Below are 25,418 nucleotides of genomic sequence, written 5' to 3'. Positions count from 1 at the left end.
CTCCCAGACAGTCATTTTCTTATTTGATGCGCAAAGTCCGGCGGAACTTGAAGGTCCCATCCACGTTCTTCGACTGAATCTGGTACTTCACCAAGGTTGATCCCTTGGCTTTCTTGTCAGCCTTGAAGACAACCTTGTAGCCGCGGACAGTACGTCCTGCGCATTCCCGGCTTTGACTCGCCGGAATCTTGAAACTTGACTTGTAGAGATAGACCTGCCCCATCTTCGGCTTCGAGGCCTGCACCGAGACCTGTACAGATCGGCACTTCGCATCCCAGGCGAAGACATTCTGAAGTCCCGCCCGGTTTCCTGCCTTCATTGTTATTGTGGGGTGATGATACGTCTTGGATGCGGCCGCCGCCTGTGCTGCAGGGATGACCACCAGCAGGCCAATGGCAAATGCAAGCTTCTTGAACATGATGCAACTCCTTACGCTGAACACGAAATAATTATTCTCTACTTGTCAATACCTGTCAAGCAAGAGTTAACAGTTTATTAACTATTGATATTCAACGATTTAGAATAAGTATTTAAAATTTGAACTGATTTCGAGGCTGAAATCGCCCCCGCTCCACGCGGTCGCGACCCCCTCGAGTTGGAGCCTCGCCGGCATCGAATCGAAGGTCACATCCAGACCGCTGCCCAGGGAAATTCCCGATCCGAAGCTATTTCGACTGTATAGAACGGATTTACTTCCATCCATTCCGACCAACGCGCTCGCGTCATGTCCCGCGATCACGAGCGCGCCGGAAAACGAGACCAGCAGGCTGCCGGCATCGAATGCTTCCGGCTGCAGTGCCACCGACAGGCCGGCACTGACGTCATAGGCGTAACTGCCGCCGACCTCGAACAGAGCCGGCGTCTGCACACCCTGTTCCTGCGCATCGAAGGCGCCGCCATAGGCGGCATGCGCCTGCAGGAACGGGCTGATCTCCGTTTCCGCGATCATCACCGGCCCGGTCAGCCTCAAGCCGGCAAAAGTCATCCACCCGGAATAGTCCGCCTCGGCCGCCTCGACGCCGGATACGACGCGGTTGTTGAGCACATGGCGGTCGCTGTCACCCGAGAGATAGCCGATGCCGCCAAGAAACTCATATTCCATTCCGGTGTCAGTTTCGCCTGCATAGCGCGCGCCGGCAAAGACCGATGAGGTCAGCGACCGCGACCCGCCGCCTTCGATCCGCACCTGCTCTACACCGATGAAGAAGCTCGCCGCCCCACCGGCACAGCTGTCGGGCGCAAATTCGGTGATGAGGCCGTAGGAACGGGTGAGCGCGGGAGCGCGGTCGCCATCACCGTCAAAATCGCCGTAGGAGCCGCTCGCCCTCCCCGACAGCACGGCCTCGCCGCAATCGCCCTGCGCCGGTTCGCCGCTGTCCCCGCCAGTGCCGCCTGACGCCAGCCGGGCAGCGAGAAGACCGGACTGCGAAGCTGCCCCGGTCAGATAGCCGGGATCGACGATGACAACATTGTTGGGGTCCGGCCGCACGACCTGCACGCCGGTCATGGCTTCCACGCTCTCCGGCGGAGCCGTTTCGAACAGGAAATCCAGGTTCGTCCCAGGCAGGGCGACGAAGCGATCATCGCCCGCGCCGAGCTCGATGGTGCCGACTATGATCCCGTTTGCAGCAACCGCCAGTTCGTCTTCGAAACCGCCGAGCAGTTCGATGGCGACATTGCCCGGGCCGGCATTGGCAAGAATGCGCCCGTGGTTCTCGATGCCGACCGGGCCGCTGCCGCCGCCTCGAACAATTCCCGCCTCACCCGAGATGAGCCCCGCGTTCCAGACCCGACCCGCGGCAAGTTCGACCGCAGCAGCATTTGCTGAACTCACCACTCCGGCGTTGCGAAGATCAAGTCCGCCGGCTGAGAAGATGCCGCCGCCGCCGGCCACGACGGCGCCAGCGTTGACCACCGTGTTGGCGCCCAGCGGATTGAGAAAGTACAGGCCCACCGCATCCGCCGCCCCGGTCGCAACGGTCCCCCTGCTGCCGATGTCGACAAGGCTGGCCTCCGCAAGGATCAGGGCGCCGTGCGAAGCGGCTCCGGATGTGAACAGGCCGGTTTCGCCGCCGACGACCAGTCGCGCCTGGGAGCCGGCCAGAGTGGCGGCAGTGGAATTGTCCCCCAGCGTCTCGATCAAACTGCCGGCACCGGTGAGTTCGAGTTGCACCTGCGCCAGGCCATCGACCTCGGCGGCAATCGCGGTCAGGGCGACGCCGACGGAATTGTCCTGCGACGTCCGGATGCTCGCCATGCGACCACTCAAGGTCGCGCTGGCCACCGCCCGACTGGCGCCGTTGGCGCTGCCGATGAACCCGGCGGATTGCAGTCCGGAAGCGGAGATCGCCGCGCCCTGCCCGGACAAAGCCAGGCCGACAGTGGCCTGGTCGGCAAAGGCGGCGGCAACCAGGGCGCTGGAATTGTCTCCCCCGGCGGACATTCCGCTGCCCGTCCCCCCGAGTTCGACATTGACCTCCGCAATCTCGGTGCCGTGGGCGATCGCGTGGACGGCATCCGATTGCGCACCAAGGGTCGAGACCAGGCTTCCGGCGCCCGACAGCTGCAGCGTCGCCCCGGCAGTGGCGCCATTGGCCGACAGCAGCAGCGCCGTCGACTGGTCGCCCGTCGTGGCGAGCGAGGCACCGCTGCCGGCAAGCGAGACCGCCGCCCGCCCGTCAAGCGGGCTCGTCGCCACCACGCTGGCGCCAGGCGAACCGGTATTGCCGGTAGCGATCGACGCGCCGGCACCCGACAGCACCAGCTGCGCAACGGCGCCCTGGTTGCCATCGGCACTGATCGTCACCCCGCCGGACCCTTCGCCGGAGGTGGCGATGGATGCATCGGAACCGGAGATGTCCACGATGGCCGAAGCCGTGTCCTGGCCACTGAGGGAAAAACCCACCACGCCCCAGCTGCCGTCGCCCGAAGTGACGACATCGACGGCATCGCCTGCCAACACAATGGCCAGCTCTGCTGCCTGCTGCTGGCTCACCAGGCCGGCAACAATGGCATGGGACCCATTGCCGCCGGTGGTCAGCGATGCGCCATCGGTGCCGATGGATATCCTGCTGCTGGCAGCGGTCAGGGCCGAGACCAGGCTGATGAGGCCGCCGGCATTGTCGGCCGTCGTGGATATCGACAGGGCGGGGCCGCCAAGACCGATGTCGGAGACGACTCCGCCGCCCGTTGAAAGCGCCACAAGTTCCAGCGCGGCTCGTCCTTCGAAGGCGCTGGAGGCGGCCACCGGCACCGAGCCGGATGCGAGATCGACGCTGAACGAACCGGTGTCGAAGATCTCGGCTATGATGGCGGGCGTATCGGCGTCCGCGGCGGCGGCGAAGGGGGAGATCGGCGGACGCAGGCGATAGACGCCGGCGGGCGTACCGGGCACCAGTTCGAAACCGCTGATGGTCGGGCCGACGCCGGCCGGCACCGACAGGGCCGCCTTGAAGAACTGCTCGGTCGAAAGCGACACCGCCGGCACCGCGTTGACCGTATGGTCAATCTGACCGGATGCGGCATATTCGGCCGCGGCCACGACCGGATCGCCGCTCACCACGCTGGCGGCGGCATTGCCTGAATCCAGACTGACACTGGAAACAACCCCGTCGGCGATGAATCCGGCGGCGCTGTGGCCGTAGGCCGCGGCGAAGGCCAGGCCCCATGCGCCGTTGGCCGCCGCGACGCCGAAGCCGGACGAGATCGAATAGGCCACTCCACCCACGAGGTTGCTTGCGTCGACACTGCTGGTGGAGGTAGCGGAGAACGAGGCCGGCCAACCGGCATCGCTGTCGGTCATGGCGAGACCGGAAGACGCGTTGGCATACACGATATTTCCGGTCGCGGTCGGCACAACGGCGACGATCTCGAAGGTCTGCGCGCTGTTGATGGAGTATTCTCCCGCCGTGCCAGCAACCGGCAAGCATACGGAGGCGGACAGGCACGCAAGAAGCTGGGCAAAGCGGTTATGTTTCATCGGTCCCCGTTCCGAACACTCCCCGCCTCGCAATCGCATCCTACGGAACGGGCCTGCTGCTCATGCCATTGCTGCATCTGGCCAATACCTCTCAAGAGGCACGACCGAATCAGATCTGTAGTTGATTCGAAGCCAAATATACAGAAGCCGATTTCAACCTCATTCGGTACAGTCGGCATCCGTTGCCAATATACAACGTCTCCAATTGGATCGCTCCGCCTGATCTAGCCCCAGGATGTCCATTCCTTATTGCTGATCCGCCAATGTATAGTTCGGTTTCTGTGTGCTGACCGGGGATGCGCGATGCCGCGCCCTTCGGCAGGCGCGGATGCTCGATCGCAGCCGGCCACCAAGTGACCGTCTGTTCGCGCAACGGGAACCTCGGCGATGACTCACGACCGCTCTTAGCGCCTCGCGCCCGGCAGGGGCTGCGGATCTTCGGCCTGGGTCCAGACCGGACCTCGAGCCCGGCGCAGCTTGCGTCAGTCGCCGATCAGCTTCTCGAGTGCCTCGACCACCGGTCTGGAAATGGACTGACCTGGACTGGTCGATGCCTCGAGCAGCGGACATGGCTTGCCCAGACGCTTCAGCGCCTGGCGCGTGTCGAAGCTGTTGGCCGATTTGAGTCGCGCCAGTTCCTGCCAGGTCACCGGCACCGCGACGGGCGCATTGGCCCGGGCCCGCACCGAATAGGGGGCAACCGCGGTGGACCCCCGGTCGTTGCGCAGCCAGTCGATGAAGATCTTTCCCTTGCGCTTGGCCTTCGACATGGTGGCGACATAACGCTCGGGCCGGCGATGGGCGAGCAGATGGGCGAATGTCCGGGCAAAGCCGGTCACTGTCTCCCAGTCCGAAACGCGGCGCAGCGGAACGATGACATGGACCCCCTTGCCGCCGGTGACCATGGCCACGCTGTCGAGGCCGACACGCTTGAGCATATCGCGGATATCCTTGGCGGCGGCCTTGACGTCGCCGAAATCGAGCCCCTCGTCCGGATCAAGATCAAACACCAGCCGGTCGGGTTTTTCGAGATCATCGGTGCGCGCGCCCCAGATGTGGAACTCGACCGTTCCCATCTGGGCGGCCGCCACAAACCCTTGCGGACTGCGGATGACCATGTACTGCGCCGGGGTGCCCGAGCTTTCCGTGATCTCGACTTCATCGATCTCGTCGGGAAACCCCTTGCCTGCATGCTTCTGGAAGAACGTGTCGCCGTCCCGGCCCGAGGGACATCTGAGCAGCGACACGGGGCGATCGCCCGCCAGCACGGTCATGCGTTCGCCGGCCCGGGCGTAGTAGCGCGCCAGGTCGCCCTTGGTCATATCCGCTTCCGGCATCATGATGCGGCCGGGATGGGTGACACGGACGCCGAGCACGCTGGCCGGAGCGTCACCATCGGCGCCGCGGCCATCACCGTCGCCGCTGGTGGAGCCTGGCTTTTCGAGATGCACCATGCCTGCCTCCTTGTCTTCGCGCACGCCGAGATAGACCGCGTGGCGCAGCTGATCCTGATCGGTCAGTTCGGCATAATCAACTTCCACGACAAGGTCCGGCGTCATCCAGCGGGCGCCACGGGCAATCGCGCCGGGCACCTCGTCAAACGGGCTGGTCTTGCGCTCGCGCGTCTTCATCAGTCCCATCAGCTTGTCGAGAGCGCCCTCGTCGAATCCGCCGCCGACCCGGCCGCGATATCTGAGCACCCCGCCATCGAGGGTACCGACGAGCAGCGAGGCGAAGGGGCGGTGGCGTGCGCTGGACGGTGAATAGCCGCCGACCACGAATTCCTGCCGCTTGCGGGTCTTGATCTTGAGCCACGAACCGTTGCGCGTGCCGGCATAGAGACTGTCGGCGGATTTCGAGATGATGCCTTCGCCGCCTCCCTTCTCGACCGCGGCAAAGACCTTGTCGCCATGGCCCTCGACATGCTCCGAATAGCGGATTGGCGAGTCCTTGGGCAGGTTTGCGAGGAGTTTTTCGAGCAGTTCCTTGCGTTCGGCGAGCCGCGATTTGCGCAGCGACTTGCCGTCCAGTTCGATCAGGTCGAAGGCCATGAAGCGGACCGGCAGGCCCTTCTCCAGATCGTCCTGCAGCGCCGAGAAGGCAGATCCCTTCGACGTGTGCGCGGTGACCACCTCGCCGTCGATCAGCGCGCTGCGGCAGTCGATGGCCTCGAAGGCCTCGGGCAGGCCGAGATAGCGCTCCGCCCAGTCGAGACCCGACCGGGTGTAGAGTCGGACGCCGTCCTTGCCGAGTGCGGCCAGGCAGCGATAGCCGTCGAACTTGGTCTCGTGCAGCCAGCCCTCGCCCTCAGGCACTTCGTCGGTGAGCTTGGCGAGCTGCGGCTCGGTGAATTTCGGCGTCGCCAGCGTGAAGCGCGTCTTCTCCCCCGCGTCGGCCTTGAGCTTGCTCGGCGGCAGCTTCAGCGGCTTTTTCGGCGCGTCGGAGTCGCTGCCTTTCGGCCTGGTCTTGAGCGGCGCCTGCTTGCCGGCGGCGATCTCCTCCATCTTGCGGCCGGTGGCCACGCTGGTGAGGTTCTTCTCCACCAGCGCATCCTCGTCCTCGCCGGCATGGTCGTCGCGTTCCTTGATCAGGAGCCAGTTCTCGCGCTTCTCGCCGGGCTTGGGCTTGAGCCGGACCAGCGTCCAGCCGCCCTTCATCCGATCGCCGTGCAGGATGAACTTGAGCTGGCCGTCGGCCAGGCCCTTGTCGAAATCCGTCTTGGGCTGCCACCAGCCGTGGTCCCAGAGCATCACGGTGCCGGCGCCATACTGCTTTTTGGCAATCGTGCCCTCGAAGCCGCCATAGTCGAGCGGGTGGTCCTCGGTGCGCACGGCGAGCCGCCTGACCGAGGTCACGTCGCTCGGACCGCGGGTGACGGCCCAACTCAGCAGCACCCCGTCCCATTCCAGCCGGAAATCGAAATGCAGCCTGGTCGCGTCATGCTTCTGCACCACGAAGACCGGCTTTGAGGATTTGGCATTTGCGGCCGCACCGCGGGGCTCGGCGGTCTTGGAGAAATCCCGCTTGCGCTCGTATTCGGCGAGTTTTTCCGAGGCCGCCGACATCAGGCCGACTTCTTGGCGCGGGCGGCGGGCTTCTTGGCCGCCGACGACGAGGATTTGGCGGACGACGACGCCTTGGCCGACTTGGAGGTACTCTCCTTCTTGTCGCCGGACCCGCCCTTCTCCGCCTTCTGCAGGCTCTGCTTGAGTGCGGCCATCAGGTCGATGACATTGTCGCCGCTGTTGCTCTCCTCGTGATCGTCGGTGTTGACGCGCTTGGTCGTCTTGTTCTTCGTCTTCCTGTCGATCAGGTCGCGCATGGCGTCGCTGAAATGGTCCTTGTAGGCCTCCGCGCGAAAGGGGCCGGACTTGCGCTTGATCAGCGACTTGGCGACCTCCAGCAGGTCATCGTCGGAGGCCTTTGCGTCGATGCTGGAGAACAGCGGATCGGCCTTGCGGATCTCGTCGGCATAGTGCAGCGTCTCGAGCAGCAATCCGTCCCCGCACGGCTTGATGGCGGCGAGATACTCCTTGCCGCGCATCGTCACCTGGCCGATGCCGACCATCTTGGCCTGCCGCAGCGCGTCGCGGACGACGCAATAGGCCTCTTCGGCCAGATCGTCGGCGGGCGTGAGATAATACGGCTTGTCGTAATACAGCGGCGAGATCTCGCAGGCATCGACGAACTGCACAAGCTCGAGCGTCTTCTTGGTTTCGAGCTTGATGGCATCGATCTCGTCGGGATCGAGCAGCAGGTACTGCCCCTTCTCGTACTCGAAGCCCTTCATGATGTCGTCGGCATCGACCGGACCAACTCCCGTCACAACCTTCTGATAGTGAACCGGCTTGCCGCTGGGTTCATGAATCTGGCGGAAGCTGATGCTCGCGCCGCTCTTGGTGGCGGAGAACATCTCCACCGGAATTGAAACCAGGGAAAGCCTCAGCTGTCCCTTCCAGATCGGTCGTGTGGCCATCGGGTACTCCTTGCGGGTTCCGACTCAAACGCCGGACCGATGCAAGGGTTCCTTCCGCACGATGCAGGTTGACGCGGCGACCCTTGAGCCGACGCCGGATCAGTGGCTTCGGCGGGCAAGACGCATGCGGGGCGCCAGCAGCCAAGCCACCGGCAGTGTCAGCAGGAAGGAAGCGAAAATGACGGCCGGAAGCAGATAGGCGGCGTGCTCCTCAAGCTGGGGAGTTGCAAGCACGGCAACAGCGCCGGTTCCGAACAGGACGGCGTTGACAGGCAGGGAAATGATTCCCGCAATCATGGTTCGGGTGTTCATGGCTCTCTCTCCTATTCCGGGAAAGAAACGCCTGATTGCCGCATGGGTTCCACGCGTGTGCCGCGGGGAGCCGCCGGTTCAGTGGGCCGATCCGCTCGGCGCCGGCTGCCCGTCGATGGCGACATTGACGCAGGCCACCTTGCCGGATGCGACCGCGCGGCCGAGCGCCGCATCAAGTTCGGCCGCGTCTGTGACATGCTCGCCGTGGCCGCCGAGCGCCGCCACCGCCAGGTCGTAGCGGGCAGCGCTCAGCTGGCAGCCGATCAGCCGGTCCCTGCCATATTCGCGCAACTGGATCTGATGCTCGGCGTTCCAGCACTCGTCATTGCCGATGACGACGACGAACGGCAGGTTTTCGCGCGCGGCCGTCTCGAACTCGGCGAAATGGAAGCCCACGGTGCCGTCACCCATCAGCGCGAACACGGTGGCGTCCGGTCGTGCCGCCCGGGCGGCAAGCGCGTAGCAGAGCCCGCCGCCGATGGCGCCCGACGGGCCGTTGATGACGCGCTCGGCGGCATGAGCGCCCGCCTGGGCCCATTGGCCGAACTCGCCGCCATCGCAGACCAGCACCGCTTCGTCGGCAGCCTCGATCCGGCGTTGCACGGCTGCCACCAGTTGCGCGGAACTGATTTTGCCCTCGGCGCCGGGTGCGGCGGCATCATAGGAACGGGCGGCAATCAATGTCGCCACCTGCTTGCGCCAGGCGCGGCGGGCGCCTGCCCCCTCGCCCGAATCCATGAGCTGACCCGCCGCATCGAGCGGATCGGCGTCGATCGCCAGCGCCAGCCGGTCGCCGAGATTGAGGGCCGCGCGCTTGCGCTCGGGCGCATCGGAGTCGATGACGATCCAGCGGCAGCCGGGAGCGGTCACCGCCGCTCCGCCGAAACCAAGGGTGAAATTGACCGGCTTGCCGAGCGAGATCACCAGATCGGCCTGGCCAAGGGCCTTGGCGAAATCGCCCAGCGACGGATCCTTGAGGCCGCGCGGGCTTTCCATCGCCACGACCGGCACATCAAGCGCATCCTGCAGGGCGGTGAGAACGGTGCCCTGGCGTGTGGTGTTCATCGCCGGCCCACACAGCACCAGTGGCGTGCTGGCGGCAGCCACGGCCTCGAGAACCCGCTTCAGCTCATCCCCGTCGACCGGCGAATGGTCGCGCACCATCGAGGCGGCGGCGGGCACGGCGGAGTCACCGGCATCGGCCTCGACCACGTCGAACGGCAGGGCGACATGCACCGGTCCCGGCCGTCCCGACAGCGCGGTGCGAATGGCCAGAGCCACGGTCTGTCCCAGCGTCGCGGCAGACTGCGCCCGCGTCGACAGCTTGGTGAGTGGCGCCGTCATCGGCACCTGGTCGAATTCCTGGAAGGCGCCCCTCCCGTCCTGACCAAGCGGCGAATCGCCCGTCAGCAGCAGAACCGGGCTCTCCGACTGGCGGGCCGAGAACAGCGGTCCGACGGCATTGGCCGCACCCGGAGCTGCCGTCACCAGGGCGACGCCGATCTCGCCGGTCAGCTGCGCCCAGGCGTCGGCCATGAACACCGCGGCCCCTTCGTGTCGCGTGTGGATGATCTCGATGCCCGCGTCGAGGCAGGCGTCGTAGACCGGCATGATCTGGTTGCCGGAGAGCGAGAAGATTTTCGTCACGCCGGCCATGGCCAGTGTCTGCACCAGAAGATCTGCACCGCGCATCGAGTTCATCCTTGTCGGGCCCTGACCGAACGGGTCGGGCCTGTTGCATCATGGGGTTGTGGCTGGCCGGGCTATTCCTGGTTCGCCGTCGTCAATGGACCATGCCTGCGCGTGGCCTTGATGCCGGCGCGGATGATGGCGAAGACGGTGATCGCCGTCAGCGTCCAGAAGAACCAGGTGATGGGGCCGCGGAACAGGATCACCGGCGAACTCCCCGACATCAGCATGGCCTGGCGGAAATTGTCCTCCAGCAGCGGCCCGAGAATGAAGGCAATGAGAAACGGCGCGGCGGGAACCTTGTAGCGCATCATGAAATAGCCGACCCATCCCATGACAAACATCACGCCGACGTCGAAGATCGAATTGTTGACCGCGAAGACGCCGAAGATGCAGAGCACCAGGACCGCGGGAAACAGCACGCCGCGGGGAATGTCGGCGACGTATTTGAACCCGTGGATCGCCACGGTGCCGATGAAGAACAGGAACACCGAACTGACAATGAGGCCCATGAACAGCGCATAGATGATGTCGGCGTTGAGCACGAACATCATCGGTCCGGGCTGCAGGCCATGGATCATGAAGGCGCCGATGATGATGGCGGTGATGACATCGCCCGGGATGCCGAGCGCCAGGAGCGGGATCAGGGTCGCGCCGGCGACGCCGTTGTTTCCGGCCTCCGCGGCGGCCACGCCTTCCAGTTCGCCCTTGCCGAAATTGGCCTTGTTGGGCGAGGTGCGGCGCGCCTCCGAATAGGACAGGAAGGCCGAGGGGGCGGCGCCGATGCCCGGGATGGCGCCGAGAAAGACGCCGATGAAGCTGCCGCGGACGATCGACTTGAAGCAGCGTCGGTAGTCGGCGAAGGTCACCCAGCTCTTGCCCATCGAGCGCTTCTGGCCGTCGAAGGCCCTGGGGTTCCAGACCATGGCGATGATCTCGGGAATGGCGAACAGCCCGATAAGGACGGCGATGAAATTGAGCCCGCCCATCAGATTGGCGTCGCCGAAGGTGAAGCGGTTGGTGCCGTAGATGAGGTCGAGGCCGACGGTGGCGAGCAGCAGGCCGAGCATCGCCGACAGCGCGCCACGCAGCAGGCTGTCGCCGGAGACGCCGGCAATGATGGTCAGCGAGAACAGCATCAGCGTGAAGAACTCCGGCGGGCCGAAGTTGAGAGCGAAGGACGCGAGAAAGCCCGCAAACAGGATCAGCGCCAGATTGGAGATCAGATCGGCCGTGCAGGAGGCCCACAGCGCCATGCCCAGCGCCTTGCCGGCCTGGCCCTTTTCGGCCAGCGGATAGCCGTCAAGCACGGTGGCGGAGGAGGCCGGCGTGCCCGGGGTCTTGATCAGAATGGCGGGAATGGAGCCGCCGAAGATCCCGCCCTTGTAGACGCCAAGCAGCAGCAAGATGCCGGTGATCGGCTGCAGCGCGAAGGTGAAGGGCAAGGTCAGCGCCACGGCCATGGTGGCGGACATGCCGGGAATGGCCCCGGCGATGACGCCCACGGCGACCCCCAGGCCAAGGGCGATGAAACTCTCGACGTTGGCGACCAGCGAAAGCCCGAGCATCAGATTATCGGTAAAACTCATGGAAGCCTCACAAAATCGCCTTGCGGTATCGCAACGCCGGCGACATGGGCAAAGAATGCATAAAGCACCAGCGGCACCAGAACCGCGCTGACGAGCGCGGTCTTCGGATGGCTGGTGCGGACGAGGAACGCGGTGGCGGCGAACACAAGCATCGAGGTCCAGACCATGCCGATGCGCGGCATGAGCACCATGGTCAGCCCCATCAGTGCGGCGACGCTTACGAGGCGGCCCCAGGCCCGGGACCTGTCATCGACATCGCTGGCTTCAGGTTCGGTGGATGCCGGATCGCGCAGCGCGGTCACGATCATGCCGAGACCGGTGATTCCGGTGAGGCCCGACAGCACCCAGGGCCAGAACAGCGGCGAGAGGATGATGTTTGGGACGTTGCTGGGCGAAGAGACCCAGGTGGGAATGGCGACCAGCAACAGGAAAGCGGCGGCAATGACAGCCCCGATGCCCAGTTGAAGTTGAATTGATCGATCGTGCACCCGTAGCTCCTCCCGCTCGCAGAATGCGCCGGATTTTCACGTGATCCGGCGCATTCTTCAATCTCAGTTGTTGATCGGACTAGCCTTCGATGCGCATGCCGAGCTCGTCAACGAGTTTGCGGAAGGTTTCGTACTGACCGTCGATGAAGGCCTTGGCTTCATCGGGGCTCATCAGGTCGATGACCGAACCGGCCTTCTCCATGACGGCAAGAAACTTCTCGTCCTTGACGGCCGTGGCCATCCACTCGCCCCATTTGGCGGCAACCTCGTCGGTCAGCGAGGCGGGTCCTGCGATCCCGGTCCAGCCCACCAGTTGCTCCAGTGACGGCTTGCCCAGTTCTGTCGCCGTCGGTGCATCAAAGCCGCCCAGGCGTTCGGGCGTGGTCACCAGAAGCGGCTTGAGCTGGCCATTGGCGACGAAGCCCGCGAGCGCAGAAGAGTTGGTGCAGATGAAGGTCACCGTGCCGTTGAGCACGGCCGTTGCCGCCTCGCCGCCGCCCTTCTGCGGGATGTGGACGGTGGTGTTGAGCGGATCCTCGATGCCGAACTCCTTGAGCACCATCACGGCCGCCAGCTGCAGCAGCGAACCCACTCCGGACGACGAGTAGGACACACCGCCTTCCTTGGCCTTGGCAATCAGATCGTCCATCGAATTGATGCCGGACGCCGGGGTGACGGCGCAGACGACGGGGTTGATCTCATAGACGGTGACGAAGCGGAAGTCGGCGAGCGTGTAGGGCAGCGTTGCCTTCATCGCCGGATTGACCGTGTGCGATCCGACACGGGCAAACAGCATGGTATAGCCATCGCCCTTGGCATTCTGCACCGCCACCGAGCCGGTGGCGCCGCCGGCGCCGGTGACATTCGACATGACCATCGGCGTGCCGGCTGCCGCCGTCAGCGCCTCTGCGATCGCGCGGGCGGAAATGTCGGTGGCGCCGCCGGCGCCGTAGGGGATGATCATGTTGATCGGGCGCTCGGGGTATTCGGCCAGTGCCGCCGTCGCCGTCATTCCGAGCGTGAGCGCGCACGCCATGCCGATTTTTGTGAAATTCATAACTTCCTCCCGGTTGGATGGCCTCAAATCATCCGGAAGCATTTTCCTCCCGCCGGACAACTAAGCCATTGCAAAAACCATATTGGTAAGTCACATTTGTAAAAAGCCACAAATGGTTACAGGTTTTGTAACATTTGCTTACATTTCAAGACGGACTTTTGATGTCGATACGGTTGCTCAAGACACTGCTCGCAGTCGCCGAACATGGCACATTCAGCGCCGCCGCCGACGCGGTGTTCGTGACCCACGCCGCCGTCAGCCAGCAGATGAAGGCTTTGGAGGAAGAGTGGAAGATCGCCATCTTCGACCGCTCCAAGCGAACGCCTGAACTCACCCCGATCGGCCGCACCCTGGTGGAGAAGGCGCGCGAGGTGGTGCGCGCCTATGACAATCTGGTGCCGTCGGTGCTCGGCGATGACGGTCTGAGGGGTCACCTGATTCTCGGCGCGGTGCCGACGACGCTGGCAGGGCTGGCGCCGATGGCGATCTCGCTGCTCAAGACCACCTTTCCCGATCTGCATGTCGCCGTGCAGCCCGGGCTGACCAACCAGTTGCTGCATCAGGTCGAGCGCGGCCATCTCGATGCCGCGGTCATCTCCAGGCCGAAGCTGATCCCGCGCGGCCTCGGCTGGCTGGAAATCGCCATCGAGCCGCTGCAATTGCTGGCATCGCTCGAGACCGAGAGCAACGATCCCGTGCACCTGCTCAGGACCAACCCCTTCATCCGCTTCACCCGCGACGCCGTGGTGGGCGACCTGATCGAGACCTGGCTGCAGCAGCAGAAGATCGATGTTCGCGACAGCATGGAACTGGAAGGGCTGGAGGCGATCTCCACCATGGTGCTGTGCAATCTCGGTGTCTCCATCGCCCCCCGCCGCTGCTTCCAGAGCGCCAACCCGCTGCCGCTCAAGCGGCTGCCGCTGCCGGACGGCCCGGTGCGGCATCTCGGCCTGATCAGCCGCGCCGACACCACCAAGGGGCGGGTGATCGAGGAAATCCACGGCAAGCTGCTCGAAGCCGTCGCATTCGGCGCCTTTCCGCCCGCAACATTGAGGACACCGCCCCGAAGTGACCATTGAATTCATTGCCATCCTGGCCGCCGGAGCCGCGCTGGGCGGCTTCGTCAACGGCCTGGCGGGGTTCGGCACCGCCATGTTCGCGCTCGGCTTCTGGCTGCAGATCCTGCCGCCGCTCGAAGCCGTGTCGCTGATCGCGCTGATGTCCGTCGTCAGCGGGCTGCAGGGCGTCTGGGTGGTGCGGCGCTCGGTGCTCGACAATCCGAGGCGGCTGGCGCGCTTTCTGGTGCCGGCGATCGTCGGCATCCCAGCCGGCATCGCAGCCCTGTCGATCTTTCCACCGCTTGTCATCAAGCTGGTGATCGCGGCGATGATGATCCTCTATGGCGGCTTCTTCTCGCTGAGATCCGCCCTGCCCCGCTTCGAACGACCGACGCCTGTCGTCGACGGCGTCATCGGCTTTCTCGGTGGCGTGCTGGGCGGCGCCGCCTCGCTGTCGGGCGCGCTGCCCACGATGTGGTGCTCGATGCGGCCATGGCCGAAGGCCGAGATCCGCGCCGTTCTGCAGCCTTTCAACGTCATCGTGCTCGGGCTGACGGCCGCGGGCTTCGCGATCAAGGGCGTCTACGGCTTTCACACGCTGAAGCTGATCGCGGTGACGCTGCCGGTGACGCTGATCTTTGCCCAGATCGGCATCGTCACCTTCAAACGACTGAATGACGACCAGTTCCGCCGACTGATCATCGCCCTGATGTTCGTCTCCGGCACGGTCCTGCTTGCAAGGGAGATATTCTGGTGACCCATTCCGACATTGCCCGCATCGAGGTTTCCGCCTACCGGGTTCCGATTTCCACGCCGGTCATGACCTCGTTCGGCGCCATGACCAACCGGCCGGCCGTGTTCGTGCGTCTGACCGATGCGGACGGCGCATTCGGTTGGGGCGAGATCTTCGCCAACTGGCCCGCCGCAGGTGCCGAACACCGGGCGCGGCTGCTGATGGAGGACATCGCCGACCTGGTTATCGGCTTCCGCGCAGAGGCCGCCTCCGACCTGTTCGGGCACCTGATGGCGAGAACCCATATCCGCGCCCTGCAATGCGGCGAATGGGGCCCCTTCGCGCAGGTGATCGCCGGCCTCGACACCGCCATGCACGATCTCTTCGCGCGCCGCCAAGGCGTGTCGCTCGCCCGCCACCTCAATCGCGATGCGGCTGCATCCGTGCCCGCCTATGCCAGCGGCATCCACATCGCCGCGGCCGCGACCATCGTGCCTGAGGTGCGCGAGTTGGGCTATCTGGCCAAAAAGGTGAAGATCGGCTTCGACGCCGAAACCGATCTCGCACAGCTTGCCGCATTGTGCGCCGATCGCCGCGACGGCGAGCGCATCTTCACAGACGCCAACCAGGCCTGGGATCTCGGCCAGGCACTTGCCTTCGTCGACGCGGCCCAAGGTTTCGATCTCGGCTGGCTCGAAGAGCCGATCCGCGCCGACATGCCGGGGGACCAGTGGGCCGAGTTGGCAAAAGCCAGCGGCATTCCGCTCGCCGCCGGCGAGAATATCACCGGCTTTGACAGTTTCGACGCGGCCATCGGCTCGGGGACTTTTCGCTTCATCCAGCCGGACGTTGCCAAATGGGGCGGCGTCACAGGCTGCTACCGGATCGGCCAGGCCATTGTTGGCGGAGGAAAGACCTACTGCCCGCATTTTCTCGGCGGCGGCATAGGGCTCATTGCTTCGGGCCATCTGCTGGCCGCCGCCGGCGGCGATGGCCTGCTTGAGGTGGACATCAACGCCAATCCGCTGCGCGACGCCTTCTTCGATGGCGGCATGTGCAGGGATGGTGTCTTCGCGATCGCGGACGCTCCGGGACTTGGCTTCGAGACGTTGCCGGACAGTCTCGCGCGATACCGGACGCTGGAACTGAGCCGGAGTTGAACCCGTGACGATCACGCCGCCTTGAAGAACGGCGCCGGCACTAGGATCTTGTTTTCCACATGGGCGACCAGCGGCCGCATCTTGGCGGCGTAACTCTGCCATTCGGGCGCCGCCTGCAGCAGCTTGCGTCGCTCGTAGCGATCGTCGAGGCTGTCATAGCCCCACATGTGGACGATCTGGTTGAGCGGACCGATGTCGGTGAAGTAATAGCCGACCATCCGGCCGAGAATGCGGACCTGCACCTCCATCCCCTCCTCCTCGTAGAGCTTCAGGAACACCGGAACCTGCCCGGCTTTCAGCGTGTAGATGCGCTCGTCGACAAACCTGCTCACGTGAACTCTCCTCTGCAAGCCGCTCAATTCATGTAGATCTTGATGGCGGTGAGCGCAAAGACGGCGAGAATGCCGGTCAGCGCGCAGATCAGCACGATGGCGCTGCCGCCGACATCGCCGAGCTTCCTGAGCGACGTCTTCATGCCGAGCGCCGCGATCGCCACGACCAGGCACCAGCGCGAGAACGACAGCAGCCCGTCCTTGACCTCGACGGGCACCAGATCATAGGAGCCGGCGATCACCAGTGCCGCAAAGCCGATGACGAAGAACGGAATCGGCAGCGAGCGCCTGGCGCCCGGCTCGCGCGAGCCCGAGAAGACCAGCGACAGCACCACGACGATCGGCACCAGCAGCGCCACGCGGAGCAGCTTGACGAAGGTGGCAGTGTCACCCGCAAGCTCCGAGACCGAATATCCCGCGCCGACCACCTGCGCCACGTCATGAATGGTGGCGCCGAAGAACACACCCGTCGCCACTTCGCTCAGATGCATCAGGTCGGCAATGATCGGATAGACGATCATCGCCAGCGTGCTGAGCGCCGTCACCCCGATGACGGTGAAGATGGTGTCGCGCTCCAGCGTCTCGCTCTTGGGCAGCACCGAGGAAATGGCCAGCGCCGCCGAGGCGCCGCAGATCGCCACTGCGCCGCCGATCAGCAGTCCAAAGCGGGCGCCGCGACCGAGAAAGCGCGACAGCGCCAGTCCCATGGCAATGGTCAGCGCCACGCCTGTCAGCGTGATCAGCAGCACCTCCGAGCCGGTCGAGGCGATCTGCTGCACCGTGATGCCGAGGCCGAGCAGCGCCACGCCGAAGCGCAACAGCACCTTGGAGGAGAACTCGATGCCGGCCACGCATGTGCCGCCGTCCTCGACCAGGAAGTTGAAGGCCATGCCGATGAGCAGCGCCATCAGCATCACCGGCGCGCCGTAATGCTCGGAGATGAATTTGGCGGCAAAGGCCACGGTCAGCGAGGTGAGAACGCCGGGAAACAGCACCCGGGCTTTGCGGACATAGACGAGATCGGCAAACTGACTCATTTTTACATTTCACATTTCAGAAATCGACCGGTCGGCGAACGCCGCGGATCATGGAAGCTTGGAACGTCTGGCGGAAGGGACCAAGTGTCAGGAGTCGGCGACGAAGACAAACACCTTTTGGGCGGAATTGTTGGCAAAGCCGGAAACATCCCAGGGCGGGTCGAGCGGCTGCACATTGCCGTTGGCATCGGTGGCGCGGCAGCGCAGCAGATGGACGCCGGGCGTGGCGGTCCAGTCGCAGCTCCACCGGGTCCAGGCATAAGGGCCTGCGCGCCGGTCGAGCCGGGCCTCGCGCCATTCGCCGTCGAGTTCGACCTCGACCTTGCTCACCGACACGCCGCCACCGGACCAGGCGCGGCCGACCAGCGTGACCGGACCGGGTTCGAGCCAGCGCTTGCGCGAGCTCCAGTCGGGCACGCCCGGCGGCACCATCAGCGATTTGACCCGCATCTCGGTGACCGGACGTCCCGGATCCTCGTCATTCTCGCGAAAACGGTAGGTGCGCACCTGCTGGAAGCCGTCGAAGGGCGTGGTCAGCGCCTCGATCTTCCCCAGCCATTTGACGCTTGCCATGCCGTACCAGCCCGGCACGATCAGCCGCAGCGGCGCGCCGTGCTGCGGCAGCAGCGGCTGGCCGTTCATCGAATGCACCAGCATGACGTCGAGTTCGGCGATCTGGGCCATGGTCAGGGACCGGCCGAAATGGTGGCCGACGCCCTTGTCGAAGCCGTAGTCCTCGCCGAGGAAGGCGATCTCGACCGCATCGTCCTTCGGCCCGGCGCGCTCGATCAGCGGCCTGAGCGGCGTCCCGGTCCATTCCGAGGTGCCGACCGCCTCGTACATCCACGGCATCGAGTGCGACCGCGGCGACAATCCGGAGCGGCCGTTGCCCGCGCATTCGAGCGTCACCGGCAGCGTCACCTGCGGCAGCGCCCTGATATCGTCGAGCCCCAGTTCGAAGGGCGCATCGAAGGCGCCCGAGAATGTCAGCCGGTGCGCCGCCGGATCGATGAGCGGGACATCGAAATGGATGAGCAGATAATGCAGCCCCGTCGGCGTCACATCCAGCGCCAGGGTCTCGAGCAGATTGCCGGAATTGCGGTTGGCAAGCCCCACTTCGGACTGGCTGTAGACACCGTCGTCGGTGGCGATGCGGCCGCCATAGCCCGCAAAGGGATTGTCGCTGGTTGTCATGGCCTAGCCGATCATCTCGTCCGAGCGGTCGTCGGTCTCGCCGAAGCGCTTGAGCACGGCGGGAACTGTGCCTTCATAGACGCGGGCCAGGTTGGCCGAAATCTTGGCGTTTTCGCGCTCGAACAGCGAGTTGCCGGCCAGGTCGCTTTCGACGATGAACGGCCCCATATTGTCGGCCTCCAGCACCCACATGGCCTGGGCCAGGCCCAGTTCCTTGTTCCAGTGCACCGCCTTGACCCGCTTGACGCCGCGCCCGAGCAGCGCGCCGGTGCCGTAGCCGACCGTGGTCAGGTAAATGGCGCCGTTGGGGACGAAATGCTCCTTGTAGTCCTTGGCGCTCATGCCGCCCTTGCCGATGATCAGCTTGGCGCCTGAGCGCGCCATCCAGTCGCCGATCCACTTTGTGAAGCGGAACGACGCGGTGGCGGTGACGGCGCCCAGTCGAAACGTGCCGTCCTCGTTGATGGCGGCGGCCGGCGAGCAATGGAAATTGGCGGCACTCTCCGACGGAAGCTCCATCGGAATGTTGGCGTTTTCTTCAAGCGCGCGCTTGTAGACGCCTTCCCGCGCCGTGTAGATCAGCCCGTCGAGATAGACGACGTCGCCCAATCGCAGCTCCGCCAGCGCTTCCGGCGTCGGCGTGGTACTCAGGCGGATTTTTCGTGGTTTTGAGGCATTTCCCATTCCACTGTCTCCCGGCGTTGATAATCGGTGAACCAGTCCGGATCGGTGCGGTATTCCACCCGTCCGTCGGCAAAGACCCGCGCCACGGCGCGGCGCGATGAGAGGCAGAAGGCGTGCACCGACATCTGCATGCCGCCGGTGTGGCAATAGCCTACCTCGATGTTGGCGTCGATGACCATCGACTTGCCGACAAATCCCATGGCGCCCATGCCGATGGAATTGCCCAGTTCCTTGAGTTCCAGCTCCAGCTCGGCAATGCGCGGATCGGAATTGCGCGAACCCACCACGCGCAGGCAGGCGGCGCGCTTGCCGAGCACCATGCAGGTGTCCTTGCAGCCGCCCAGTCCGATGCCGATGATCGCCGGCTGGCAGGCAAGCCCGCGCTTGCCGAAGGCCACCAGGCAATCGAGATAGAAGCGCTTGATGCCCTGGATGCCGTCGGAGGGAAACAGCATTCGGTAGTCGGTGCCGAACAGCCCGCCCTTGTGCACGGTGATCAGGTCAATCCACTCGCCGCCCGGCTCGTAGCCATATTCGATTTCCGGAGCACCGATGCCGACATTGTTGTCATGATCCGTGCGCCACAGCGGATGCACCCGGTTGGGCCTCAGCGGCACGCCATTGGTGGCGTTGGCGGTGGCGCGGCGGAGCGCCGCCTCGAGCGCGATCGGGCCGCCCTCGATCCGTGTCTCGTTGCCCATCTTGACGTACCAGCGCGGCGTGCCGGTGTCGCCGCACATGGCGCGGCGGTCTTCCTTGGCCGCCTTGTAGTTTTCCAGCATCGCCTCGAGCACGAAGGACGACAGGTCCCCGTCCTCGACATTGGCGGCCGCCTGCAGCCCGTCGAGATAGTCCTGCGGGATTTCGATCGCCGCCTTGTCCATCAGGGTCTCGGCGGTCCTTTGAATGAGATCTATGGGGATCATCAGCTTGCCTCCACCAGGGTTTCGGGTTCGCCGGCGGGCAGGATGGTCTCACCCGGCCGGACGATGGAAAATTGCACCGGCTCGCGGCTGACATCGATGTCGCCGTCCCGCTGCCGGGCAACGGTGAAATAGGAACTGTCGAGGTCGCCGGACTCCGGGAAATCCTCGCGATAATGGGCGCCGCGGGAATTCTCCCGCGCCAGCCCGGCTTCGGCGATGACTTCGGAGACATCGCACAGCGACCGCACATTGAGCCAGTCGTGCCAGGTCAGGTTGAAGGCCAGATTGGTAGAGGCGACACCCGATTCCATCAGCTCGTCGGAAATCTCCGCCACCCGGTCGATACCGCGCTGCATGCCGCGGCGGGTGCGGATGACGCCGACATCCTCCCACATCGCCTCCTGCAGCCGGTGGCGCAGATCCTGGATATTGGCGGGCTTCCGGGCGAGCGGCTGGCAGGCGCGCGCGATCTCGGCGTCGAGCACGCTCTCGTCAGGGTCGCGCAATGCGCCCATCTTGCGGATGTCCATCCCCATGACGTCGCCGGCCACGCCGCCATAGACGGTGGAATTGGCAACGCCGTTGCCGCCGAGCCGGTTGGAGCCGTGGGCGCCGCCGGCGTCCTCGCCAGCCACATAGAGGCCTTCCATCTCGGTGCGGGTGTCGGTGTCCACCACCACGCCCCCCATGAAGTAGTGCGCTGTCGGCACCACCTCGACCAGGCCGCCGGCCAGATCGAAGCCGGAATCGGCGCAGCGCTTGACCATGCCGGAGAATTTCTGCCGCACCATCTCGGGGCCGAGATGACTCATCTTGATGTAGACGCCGCCATTGCTGGTGGTGTTGGACTTCTGCATTTCTGCGTAGATGCCGCGCGAGACCACGTCGCGGGTGGCGCGTTCGCCGCGATCGTCATAGTCGAACATGAAGCGGCGTTCCGCACCGTTGAGCAACTGCCCGCCGGCTCCGCGCAACCCCTCCTCCAGCACCGTGCCGGTCATCTTGGTGTGGTCGCCGGCCAGCAGGCCGGTCGGGTGGAACTGCACCATCTCCATGTCGCGCAGCGGCAGGCCGGCGCGCAGCGCCATGGCCAGACCATCCATGGTCTTGTCGCCCGATGGGGTGTGATACTTGTACATGGTCGGTCCGCCGCCGGTCGCCATCAGCACGGTCTTGGCGCGCACGAAGCGGAATTTTCCGGTGCGCATGTCGATCATCAGCACGCCCGCCAGCGCCGAGCCGTCCTTGGTCGGAATCAGGCCGATGGCGCGGTGTTCCTGCAGCTTTTCCACCGGACGCGAGAGCACCTGCTCCATCAGCCGGTTGATGATCTCGATGCCGGTGAGATCGCCCTTGTGCACGGTGCGGTCGGCGGTCTGGCCCGCAAATGCCTTGTGGTGCAGCGTGCCGTCCGCGTTGCGGTCAAAGAAGCAGCCGATCTCGTTTTCGAGTTCGCGCACCCGCACCACCGCCTGCTCGCACAGCTTCCAGGCCATGTCCTGGTTGGGCAGCCACTTGCCGCCATTGATCGTGTCCATGAAGTGCCGCTCGACGGTGTCGCCGCCGCCGAGCGCCACATTGTAGCCGCCCTGCACCATGCGGGTGCAGCCGCATTTGCCGATCAGGCCCTTGACCGCGATGGTCACCTTGGTGCCCGAAGGCGCCGTCTGCATGGCGTGCAGCGCCGCGAACATGCCGGCGCCGCCGGTGCCGAGGATCAGGATATCGGTGTCGTGCCGTTCAATGCTGGTCATGCTCATCTTTACACCGCCTGCAGGAAAAAGGTGCCGGCCACCAGGAAGGCGGCAGCGACCGCGGAGGCGGCCAGCGTCTTCTGCCGCGGTGACCAGGGCAGGAACTCCAGCGCCAGAAGCCGAAGTCCGCCGAAGACATGGACGGCGAGCAGGAAGACCAGGCCGAACTCGGCGATCTTGACCAGCGGGTTGTCGGCAAAGCGCAGGAAGCCGTCGAGCCGCTCGGGCTCATTGAGCGCGAAGGCCAGCACATAGAAATGCACGGGCAGGAACAGCGCCAGGCCAAGCCCGGAGAGCCGGTGCAGGAGATAGGCGATCCACAGCGGATGCGAGCGGTGCGGCCGGATCATAGCGTCACCGCAAACAGCGCGCGCAGGCCGGTTGCCAGCAGCAGGATTCCCGAAAGCCACATGAAGATCTCGAGCCCCCGGCCCTTGAGGCCGAGCGTTTCGTGGACGATAACGCGCAGGCCGATCGAGGCATGCAGCGACACGGCAAGCACGAACAGACCGTAGAACAGGAACCAGACGACGCTGCCCTTGGTGCGACCAAGGATTTCGGCGGCGCTGAGGCCACCCTGGATGGCGTAGATCATCACCGCGATATGGCCCAGCGTCAGCGGGATCATCACCATCGCGCTCAGCCTTTGCGCCATGTAGAGCCTCAGGCCGAGCATGCTAGCGCCCGCCCTTGAAAAAGGAGGCAACGGTGGCGCGCTTGAGGCCGGCGATCGCCTTCATCGGGTTGAGCCCGTTGGGGCAGTGCAGCGTGCAACTGCCCTGGCTGTGGCAGTTGTGGCAGCCGCCCTTGCCGGATACGGCGTCGAGAATGACATTCGGATCGGCATCCTTGGGATCGAGATAGATGGTCCAGGCCCGCTGCAATGCGGCAGGCCCGAGAAAATCGACATTGCTGGAGACCGTGTCGCAGGCCGCGTAGCATACCGAGCAGTTGATGCATTCGATGCCGGTATCGGTCTCCACGCGCTCCGGCGTCTTCGGATCGAGGATCTCGATTGGCTCGTTGCGCGTCTTCGTGGGGTGATGGACGCCGCCGGCCGCCACCCATTTGTCGAAGAACGGATCCATGTCGGCGGCCAGATCCTTGATCACCGGCAGGTTTCGCAGCGGCTCGATGGTGATGGCGTTGTCCTTGAGCACCTTCTTGACATGGGTGCGGCAGGTCCAGCGCGGCACGCCGTTGACCATCATGGCGCAGGAGCCGCACATGCCGACCCGGCATGCGTAGCGGTAGGACAGCGTCGGATCGGCATATTGCTGGATCCAGGCCACGACATCCAGAATGGTCTGGCTTTCCTCGGCCGGGACCCTGAAATGCTCGAGCCCACCGCCGCTCGCGTCGCCGCGCCAGACCGATACGTCCATTTCTTGCATGCTTGCCGACAAAACCGCCTCGATGACCGTGAATGATGGAGCGGCATTTATAGCTGTGAGCGTTTCTAACAAAAAGGAATAAATGCTAATCATTTGTGTAAACAACGCTATCTGAAAAACCCCTTTGCAAGGCACGGGTTTTGGCTAGTGTCGGCTGCATGTCCCATTCAATTCGGAGAGCCAAGTCATGATCACGCTTTACTACGCCAAGGGCACAGCCGCGCTGGCGCCGCACATCCTGCTGGAGGAGGCAGGCGCAGACTATGCCACGCGGCTCGTTGATTTCGCCGCGGCCGAGCAGCGGTCACCCGACTACCTGGCGATCAATCCGAAGGGCCGGGTGCCGGCGTTGATCACGCCGAAGGGGGCGCTGACCGAGACGCCGGCGATCCTCGCCTATATCGCGCAGGTCTTTCCTGGCGCCGACCTGGCGCCGGCCGATCCGTTCGGCTTCGCCGAGGCGCAGGCCTTCAACCTCTATCTCGCCGCAACGGTGCATGTGAACCACGCCCACAAGCAACGCGGCATGCGTTGGACCGATGACGAAGCGGCGCAGGCGAAGATGCGCGAGAAGGTGCCCGCCAACATGACCGACTGCGCCCGCATGATCGAGGAGCACTATCTCAAGGGTCCCTGGGTGATGGGCGAAACCTATTCGATGTGCGACCCCTACCTCTTCGTCATCACCCGCTGGATGAAGGTCGATGGCGTCAACCTGGACGATTTCCCCGCCATTTCCGCCCACTTCGCCGCCATGCAGGCGCGCCCGGCGGTGCTGAAGGTGATGGAATTGCACGGCTGAGGCTGGAGGCGGTCAGGCGAAGCCCATCTGGTCGGCAGCATCGCTCGCCTCCCGGTCGAAATCGGCAATGAACTCCTGCCAGTCAAGCGCGGTACCGGGTATCCTGGTCTTGCCGGCTTCGGGAAAGACCCGGCCGTTGCGTGCATTGGTGAAGAATTCGAGATATCGAACGTTCAATAGGGCTTCGGTGCGGTGGACAAGGTCGCCGAGATCCAATTCGCATCCTGCGTCGGCGGTTTCTATTCCCTTGCGCAGGCTGGCCATGAGGGAATGGTCGACCCGTGAAAATCGCCCGACGAGATCGAAGAACCGATTGCACCGGCGAAACTCGCCGACCGAGTGACTCAGATCGTCTTGCGGCAATCCGAGGCGTTGCGCGATCAATCCATTGAGCATGCGGGCGCATTCGATACCCACCCAGTCGGCGGTCGCGTTTGCCCGAGTTGTGAACTCGATCATCTGCCCGACCAGATGCACCGGCAGGCCTGCTGCAAGCAAGACCTCGCCGACCACCCCCAGGCCCGAGCCAACCGCATGATCGTAGGAGACCACCGCGACCGAGCTATTCCCCGCCGACATCGCCCGGTCGATGAACTTGTCGAAGTGGATGTCGATGTGCCCGGGGTCGCGATTGGCGATGGTGCCAACGTATCGGGCGAATGTCTGGGAATCCCGGCGCTTGCAATATTGCGCCCATCGCGAGGGCAAATAGCTCGACCAATGCCGCACGCAAAAAATGAAGCGCACCTCGCAATCGACGAAAACCTCGCGAAGTTGACGAAACTGATCGCCCGAAAGCGTGGAAACGGTCTCACCGGAAAGCAGCAGAGTGTGCGCGCCGGATTTTCTGGCCGCTTCAATGATGTCGCTCAGATCCTGTCTGGACCAATCCGGATTCCTGGTGTTCAGAACCGGTCCGTTGTGCCGAAGTTCCGTCGCCGGACAGTAGTAGCCGTTCTCCGCGAGGCGCTGACGATTGACGTGGAGGACCAGTTGCAGGGCAGTGGTGCCCGTCTTGTGCATTCCACCGTGAATGACGACCTGCATGTCCTTGATGGTCCCGGATTGGTGCGGGCACCCCGTCAGGCGCCGTCCCGCAAGACTGTTTTGTACCGTCCGACCATCGCGAGGCTGGGAGGCGATGCTGTTGCTCAGCGTCAGCCGTGATAGCATTCCCCGATGCAAAAGCAATGTCTGAGTGAGTTTCCCGCCCGGCCCTCGCTTGCATCCGGCTCGCCGAGCCGCCATGTTGCG

General features: G+C 64.4%; 23 protein-coding genes. 4 read left to right on the top strand and 19 right to left on the bottom strand.

What is annotated here, in order from left to right:
* Positions 1-19: 19 nt before the first annotated feature.
* From DFR52_RS01180 to DFR52_RS01140, 9 genes are all read right to left on the bottom strand, one after another.
* Entirely contained in the window at positions 20-418 is a 399-nt protein-coding gene (locus tag DFR52_RS01180; RefSeq protein WP_110030104.1) for a hypothetical protein, read from the bottom strand.
* Positions 419-517: 99 nt separating this feature from the next.
* Positions 518-3,979 carry a beta strand repeat-containing protein gene (locus tag DFR52_RS01175; protein WP_110030103.1) on the bottom strand — a complete coding sequence of 1,154 codons (3,462 nt, stop codon included), beginning with the start codon at positions 3,977-3,979 and terminating at the stop codon, positions 518-520.
* A 482-nt stretch (positions 3,980-4,461) separates the two neighbouring features.
* Positions 4,462-7,044: a DNA ligase D gene (gene ligD, locus DFR52_RS01170; protein ID WP_110030102.1), complete on the bottom strand. Its 2,583-nt coding sequence runs from the start codon at positions 7,042-7,044 to the stop codon at positions 4,462-4,464.
* The gene (gene ku, locus DFR52_RS01165; protein ID WP_110030101.1) at positions 7,044-7,955 is read right to left on the bottom strand and encodes a non-homologous end joining protein Ku; all 912 of its coding nucleotides are present in this window, start codon (positions 7,953-7,955) and stop codon (positions 7,044-7,046) included. The genes ligD and ku overlap by 1 nt, the downstream gene beginning before the upstream one ends.
* 99 nt (positions 7,956-8,054) lie before the next feature.
* Entirely contained in the window at positions 8,055-8,267 is a 213-nt protein-coding gene (locus DFR52_RS01160; protein ID WP_110030100.1) for a hypothetical protein, read from the bottom strand.
* Between the two features lie 78 nt (positions 8,268-8,345).
* On the bottom strand, positions 8,346-9,959 hold the full coding sequence (locus DFR52_RS01155) for a thiamine pyrophosphate-binding protein (protein ID WP_110030099.1): 1,614 nt from the start codon (positions 9,957-9,959) through the stop codon (positions 8,346-8,348).
* Between the two features lie 71 nt (positions 9,960-10,030).
* Entirely contained in the window at positions 10,031-11,545 is a 1,515-nt protein-coding gene (locus DFR52_RS01150) for a tripartite tricarboxylate transporter permease (RefSeq protein WP_110030098.1), read from the bottom strand.
* Positions 11,542-12,033: a tripartite tricarboxylate transporter TctB family protein gene (locus DFR52_RS01145; RefSeq protein WP_110030097.1), complete on the bottom strand. Its 492-nt coding sequence runs from the start codon at positions 12,031-12,033 to the stop codon at positions 11,542-11,544. The genes DFR52_RS01150 and DFR52_RS01145 overlap by 4 nt, the downstream gene beginning before the upstream one ends.
* Before the next feature lie 79 nt (positions 12,034-12,112).
* Positions 12,113-13,090, bottom strand: coding sequence for a Bug family tripartite tricarboxylate transporter substrate binding protein (locus DFR52_RS01140; RefSeq protein WP_110030096.1), 978 nt, complete (start codon positions 13,088-13,090; stop codon positions 12,113-12,115).
* A gap of 161 nt (positions 13,091-13,251) precedes the next feature.
* Here DFR52_RS01140 and DFR52_RS01135 point away from each other — a divergent pair, with 161 nt between their 5' ends.
* From DFR52_RS01135 to DFR52_RS01125, 3 genes are read left to right on the top strand one after another with little or no spacing between them, the layout of a single operon-like run.
* On the top strand, positions 13,252-14,169 hold the full coding sequence (locus tag DFR52_RS01135) for a LysR substrate-binding domain-containing protein (RefSeq protein ID WP_110030095.1): 918 nt from the start codon (positions 13,252-13,254) through the stop codon (positions 14,167-14,169).
* Positions 14,159-14,905, top strand: a complete 747-nt coding sequence (locus DFR52_RS01130) for a sulfite exporter TauE/SafE family protein (protein ID WP_110030094.1) — start codon at positions 14,159-14,161, stop codon at positions 14,903-14,905. Before DFR52_RS01135 ends, DFR52_RS01130 begins: the two co-directional genes overlap by 11 nt.
* A complete protein-coding gene (locus tag DFR52_RS01125; RefSeq protein ID WP_245415148.1) occupies positions 14,902-16,041 on the top strand; it encodes a mandelate racemase/muconate lactonizing enzyme family protein in 1,140 nt (379 codons plus the stop codon). Before DFR52_RS01130 ends, DFR52_RS01125 begins: the two co-directional genes overlap by 4 nt.
* A gap of 11 nt (positions 16,042-16,052) precedes the next feature.
* Here DFR52_RS01125 and DFR52_RS01120 read toward each other — a convergent pair whose 3' ends face one another.
* The 9 genes from DFR52_RS01120 to DFR52_RS01080 form a co-directional block, all read right to left on the bottom strand.
* A complete protein-coding gene (locus DFR52_RS01120; protein ID WP_110030093.1) occupies positions 16,053-16,373 on the bottom strand; it encodes an NIPSNAP family protein in 321 nt (106 codons plus the stop codon).
* Between the two features lie 23 nt (positions 16,374-16,396).
* Positions 16,397-17,410 carry a YeiH family protein gene (locus DFR52_RS01115; protein WP_110030092.1) on the bottom strand — a complete coding sequence of 338 codons (1,014 nt, stop codon included), beginning with the start codon at positions 17,408-17,410 and terminating at the stop codon, positions 16,397-16,399.
* An 87-nt stretch (positions 17,411-17,497) separates the two neighbouring features.
* Positions 17,498-18,604, bottom strand: a complete 1,107-nt coding sequence (locus tag DFR52_RS01110; protein ID WP_110030091.1) for a sulfite oxidase — start codon at positions 18,602-18,604, stop codon at positions 17,498-17,500.
* Positions 18,605-18,607: 3 nt separating this feature from the next.
* The gene (locus DFR52_RS01105) at positions 18,608-19,288 is read right to left on the bottom strand and encodes a fumarate hydratase C-terminal domain-containing protein (protein WP_110030090.1); all 681 of its coding nucleotides are present in this window, start codon (positions 19,286-19,288) and stop codon (positions 18,608-18,610) included.
* Positions 19,252-20,214: a fumarate hydratase gene (locus tag DFR52_RS01100; RefSeq protein WP_110030089.1), complete on the bottom strand. Its 963-nt coding sequence runs from the start codon at positions 20,212-20,214 to the stop codon at positions 19,252-19,254. Before DFR52_RS01100 ends, DFR52_RS01105 begins: the two co-directional genes overlap by 37 nt.
* Positions 20,214-21,974 (bottom strand): L-aspartate oxidase, encoded by a 1,761-nt coding sequence (locus DFR52_RS01095; RefSeq protein ID WP_245415147.1) that lies wholly within the window; start codon positions 21,972-21,974, stop codon positions 20,214-20,216. The genes DFR52_RS01100 and DFR52_RS01095 overlap by 1 nt, the downstream gene beginning before the upstream one ends.
* A gap of 2 nt (positions 21,975-21,976) precedes the next feature.
* Positions 21,977-22,318 (bottom strand): succinate dehydrogenase, cytochrome b556 subunit, encoded by a 342-nt coding sequence (sdhC, locus tag DFR52_RS01090; protein WP_110030088.1) that lies wholly within the window; start codon positions 22,316-22,318, stop codon positions 21,977-21,979.
* Entirely contained in the window at positions 22,315-22,644 is a 330-nt protein-coding gene (locus DFR52_RS01085) for a succinate dehydrogenase (RefSeq protein WP_110030087.1), read from the bottom strand. The genes sdhC and DFR52_RS01085 overlap by 4 nt, the downstream gene beginning before the upstream one ends.
* Before the next feature lies 1 nt (position 22,645).
* Positions 22,646-23,353 (bottom strand): succinate dehydrogenase/fumarate reductase iron-sulfur subunit, encoded by a 708-nt coding sequence (locus tag DFR52_RS01080; protein ID WP_245415146.1) that lies wholly within the window; start codon positions 23,351-23,353, stop codon positions 22,646-22,648.
* A gap of 196 nt (positions 23,354-23,549) precedes the next feature.
* Here DFR52_RS01080 and DFR52_RS01075 point away from each other — a divergent pair, with 196 nt between their 5' ends.
* Entirely contained in the window at positions 23,550-24,164 is a 615-nt protein-coding gene (locus DFR52_RS01075) for a glutathione S-transferase family protein (RefSeq protein WP_110030085.1), read from the top strand.
* Between the two features lie 12 nt (positions 24,165-24,176).
* Here DFR52_RS01075 and DFR52_RS01070 read toward each other — a convergent pair whose 3' ends face one another.
* Positions 24,177-25,211 carry a hypothetical protein gene (locus DFR52_RS01070; RefSeq protein ID WP_146215517.1) on the bottom strand — a complete coding sequence of 345 codons (1,035 nt, stop codon included), beginning with the start codon at positions 25,209-25,211 and terminating at the stop codon, positions 24,177-24,179.
* Positions 25,212-25,418: the final 207 nt, after the last annotated feature.

This window comes from Hoeflea marina (genome assembly GCF_003182275.1).
In the GTDB taxonomy this organism is placed as follows: domain Bacteria; phylum Pseudomonadota; class Alphaproteobacteria; order Rhizobiales; family Rhizobiaceae; genus Hoeflea; species Hoeflea marina.
Note: the sequence above shows the minus strand (reverse complement) of the source record. Positions and strands in the feature narration are given on the sequence as shown.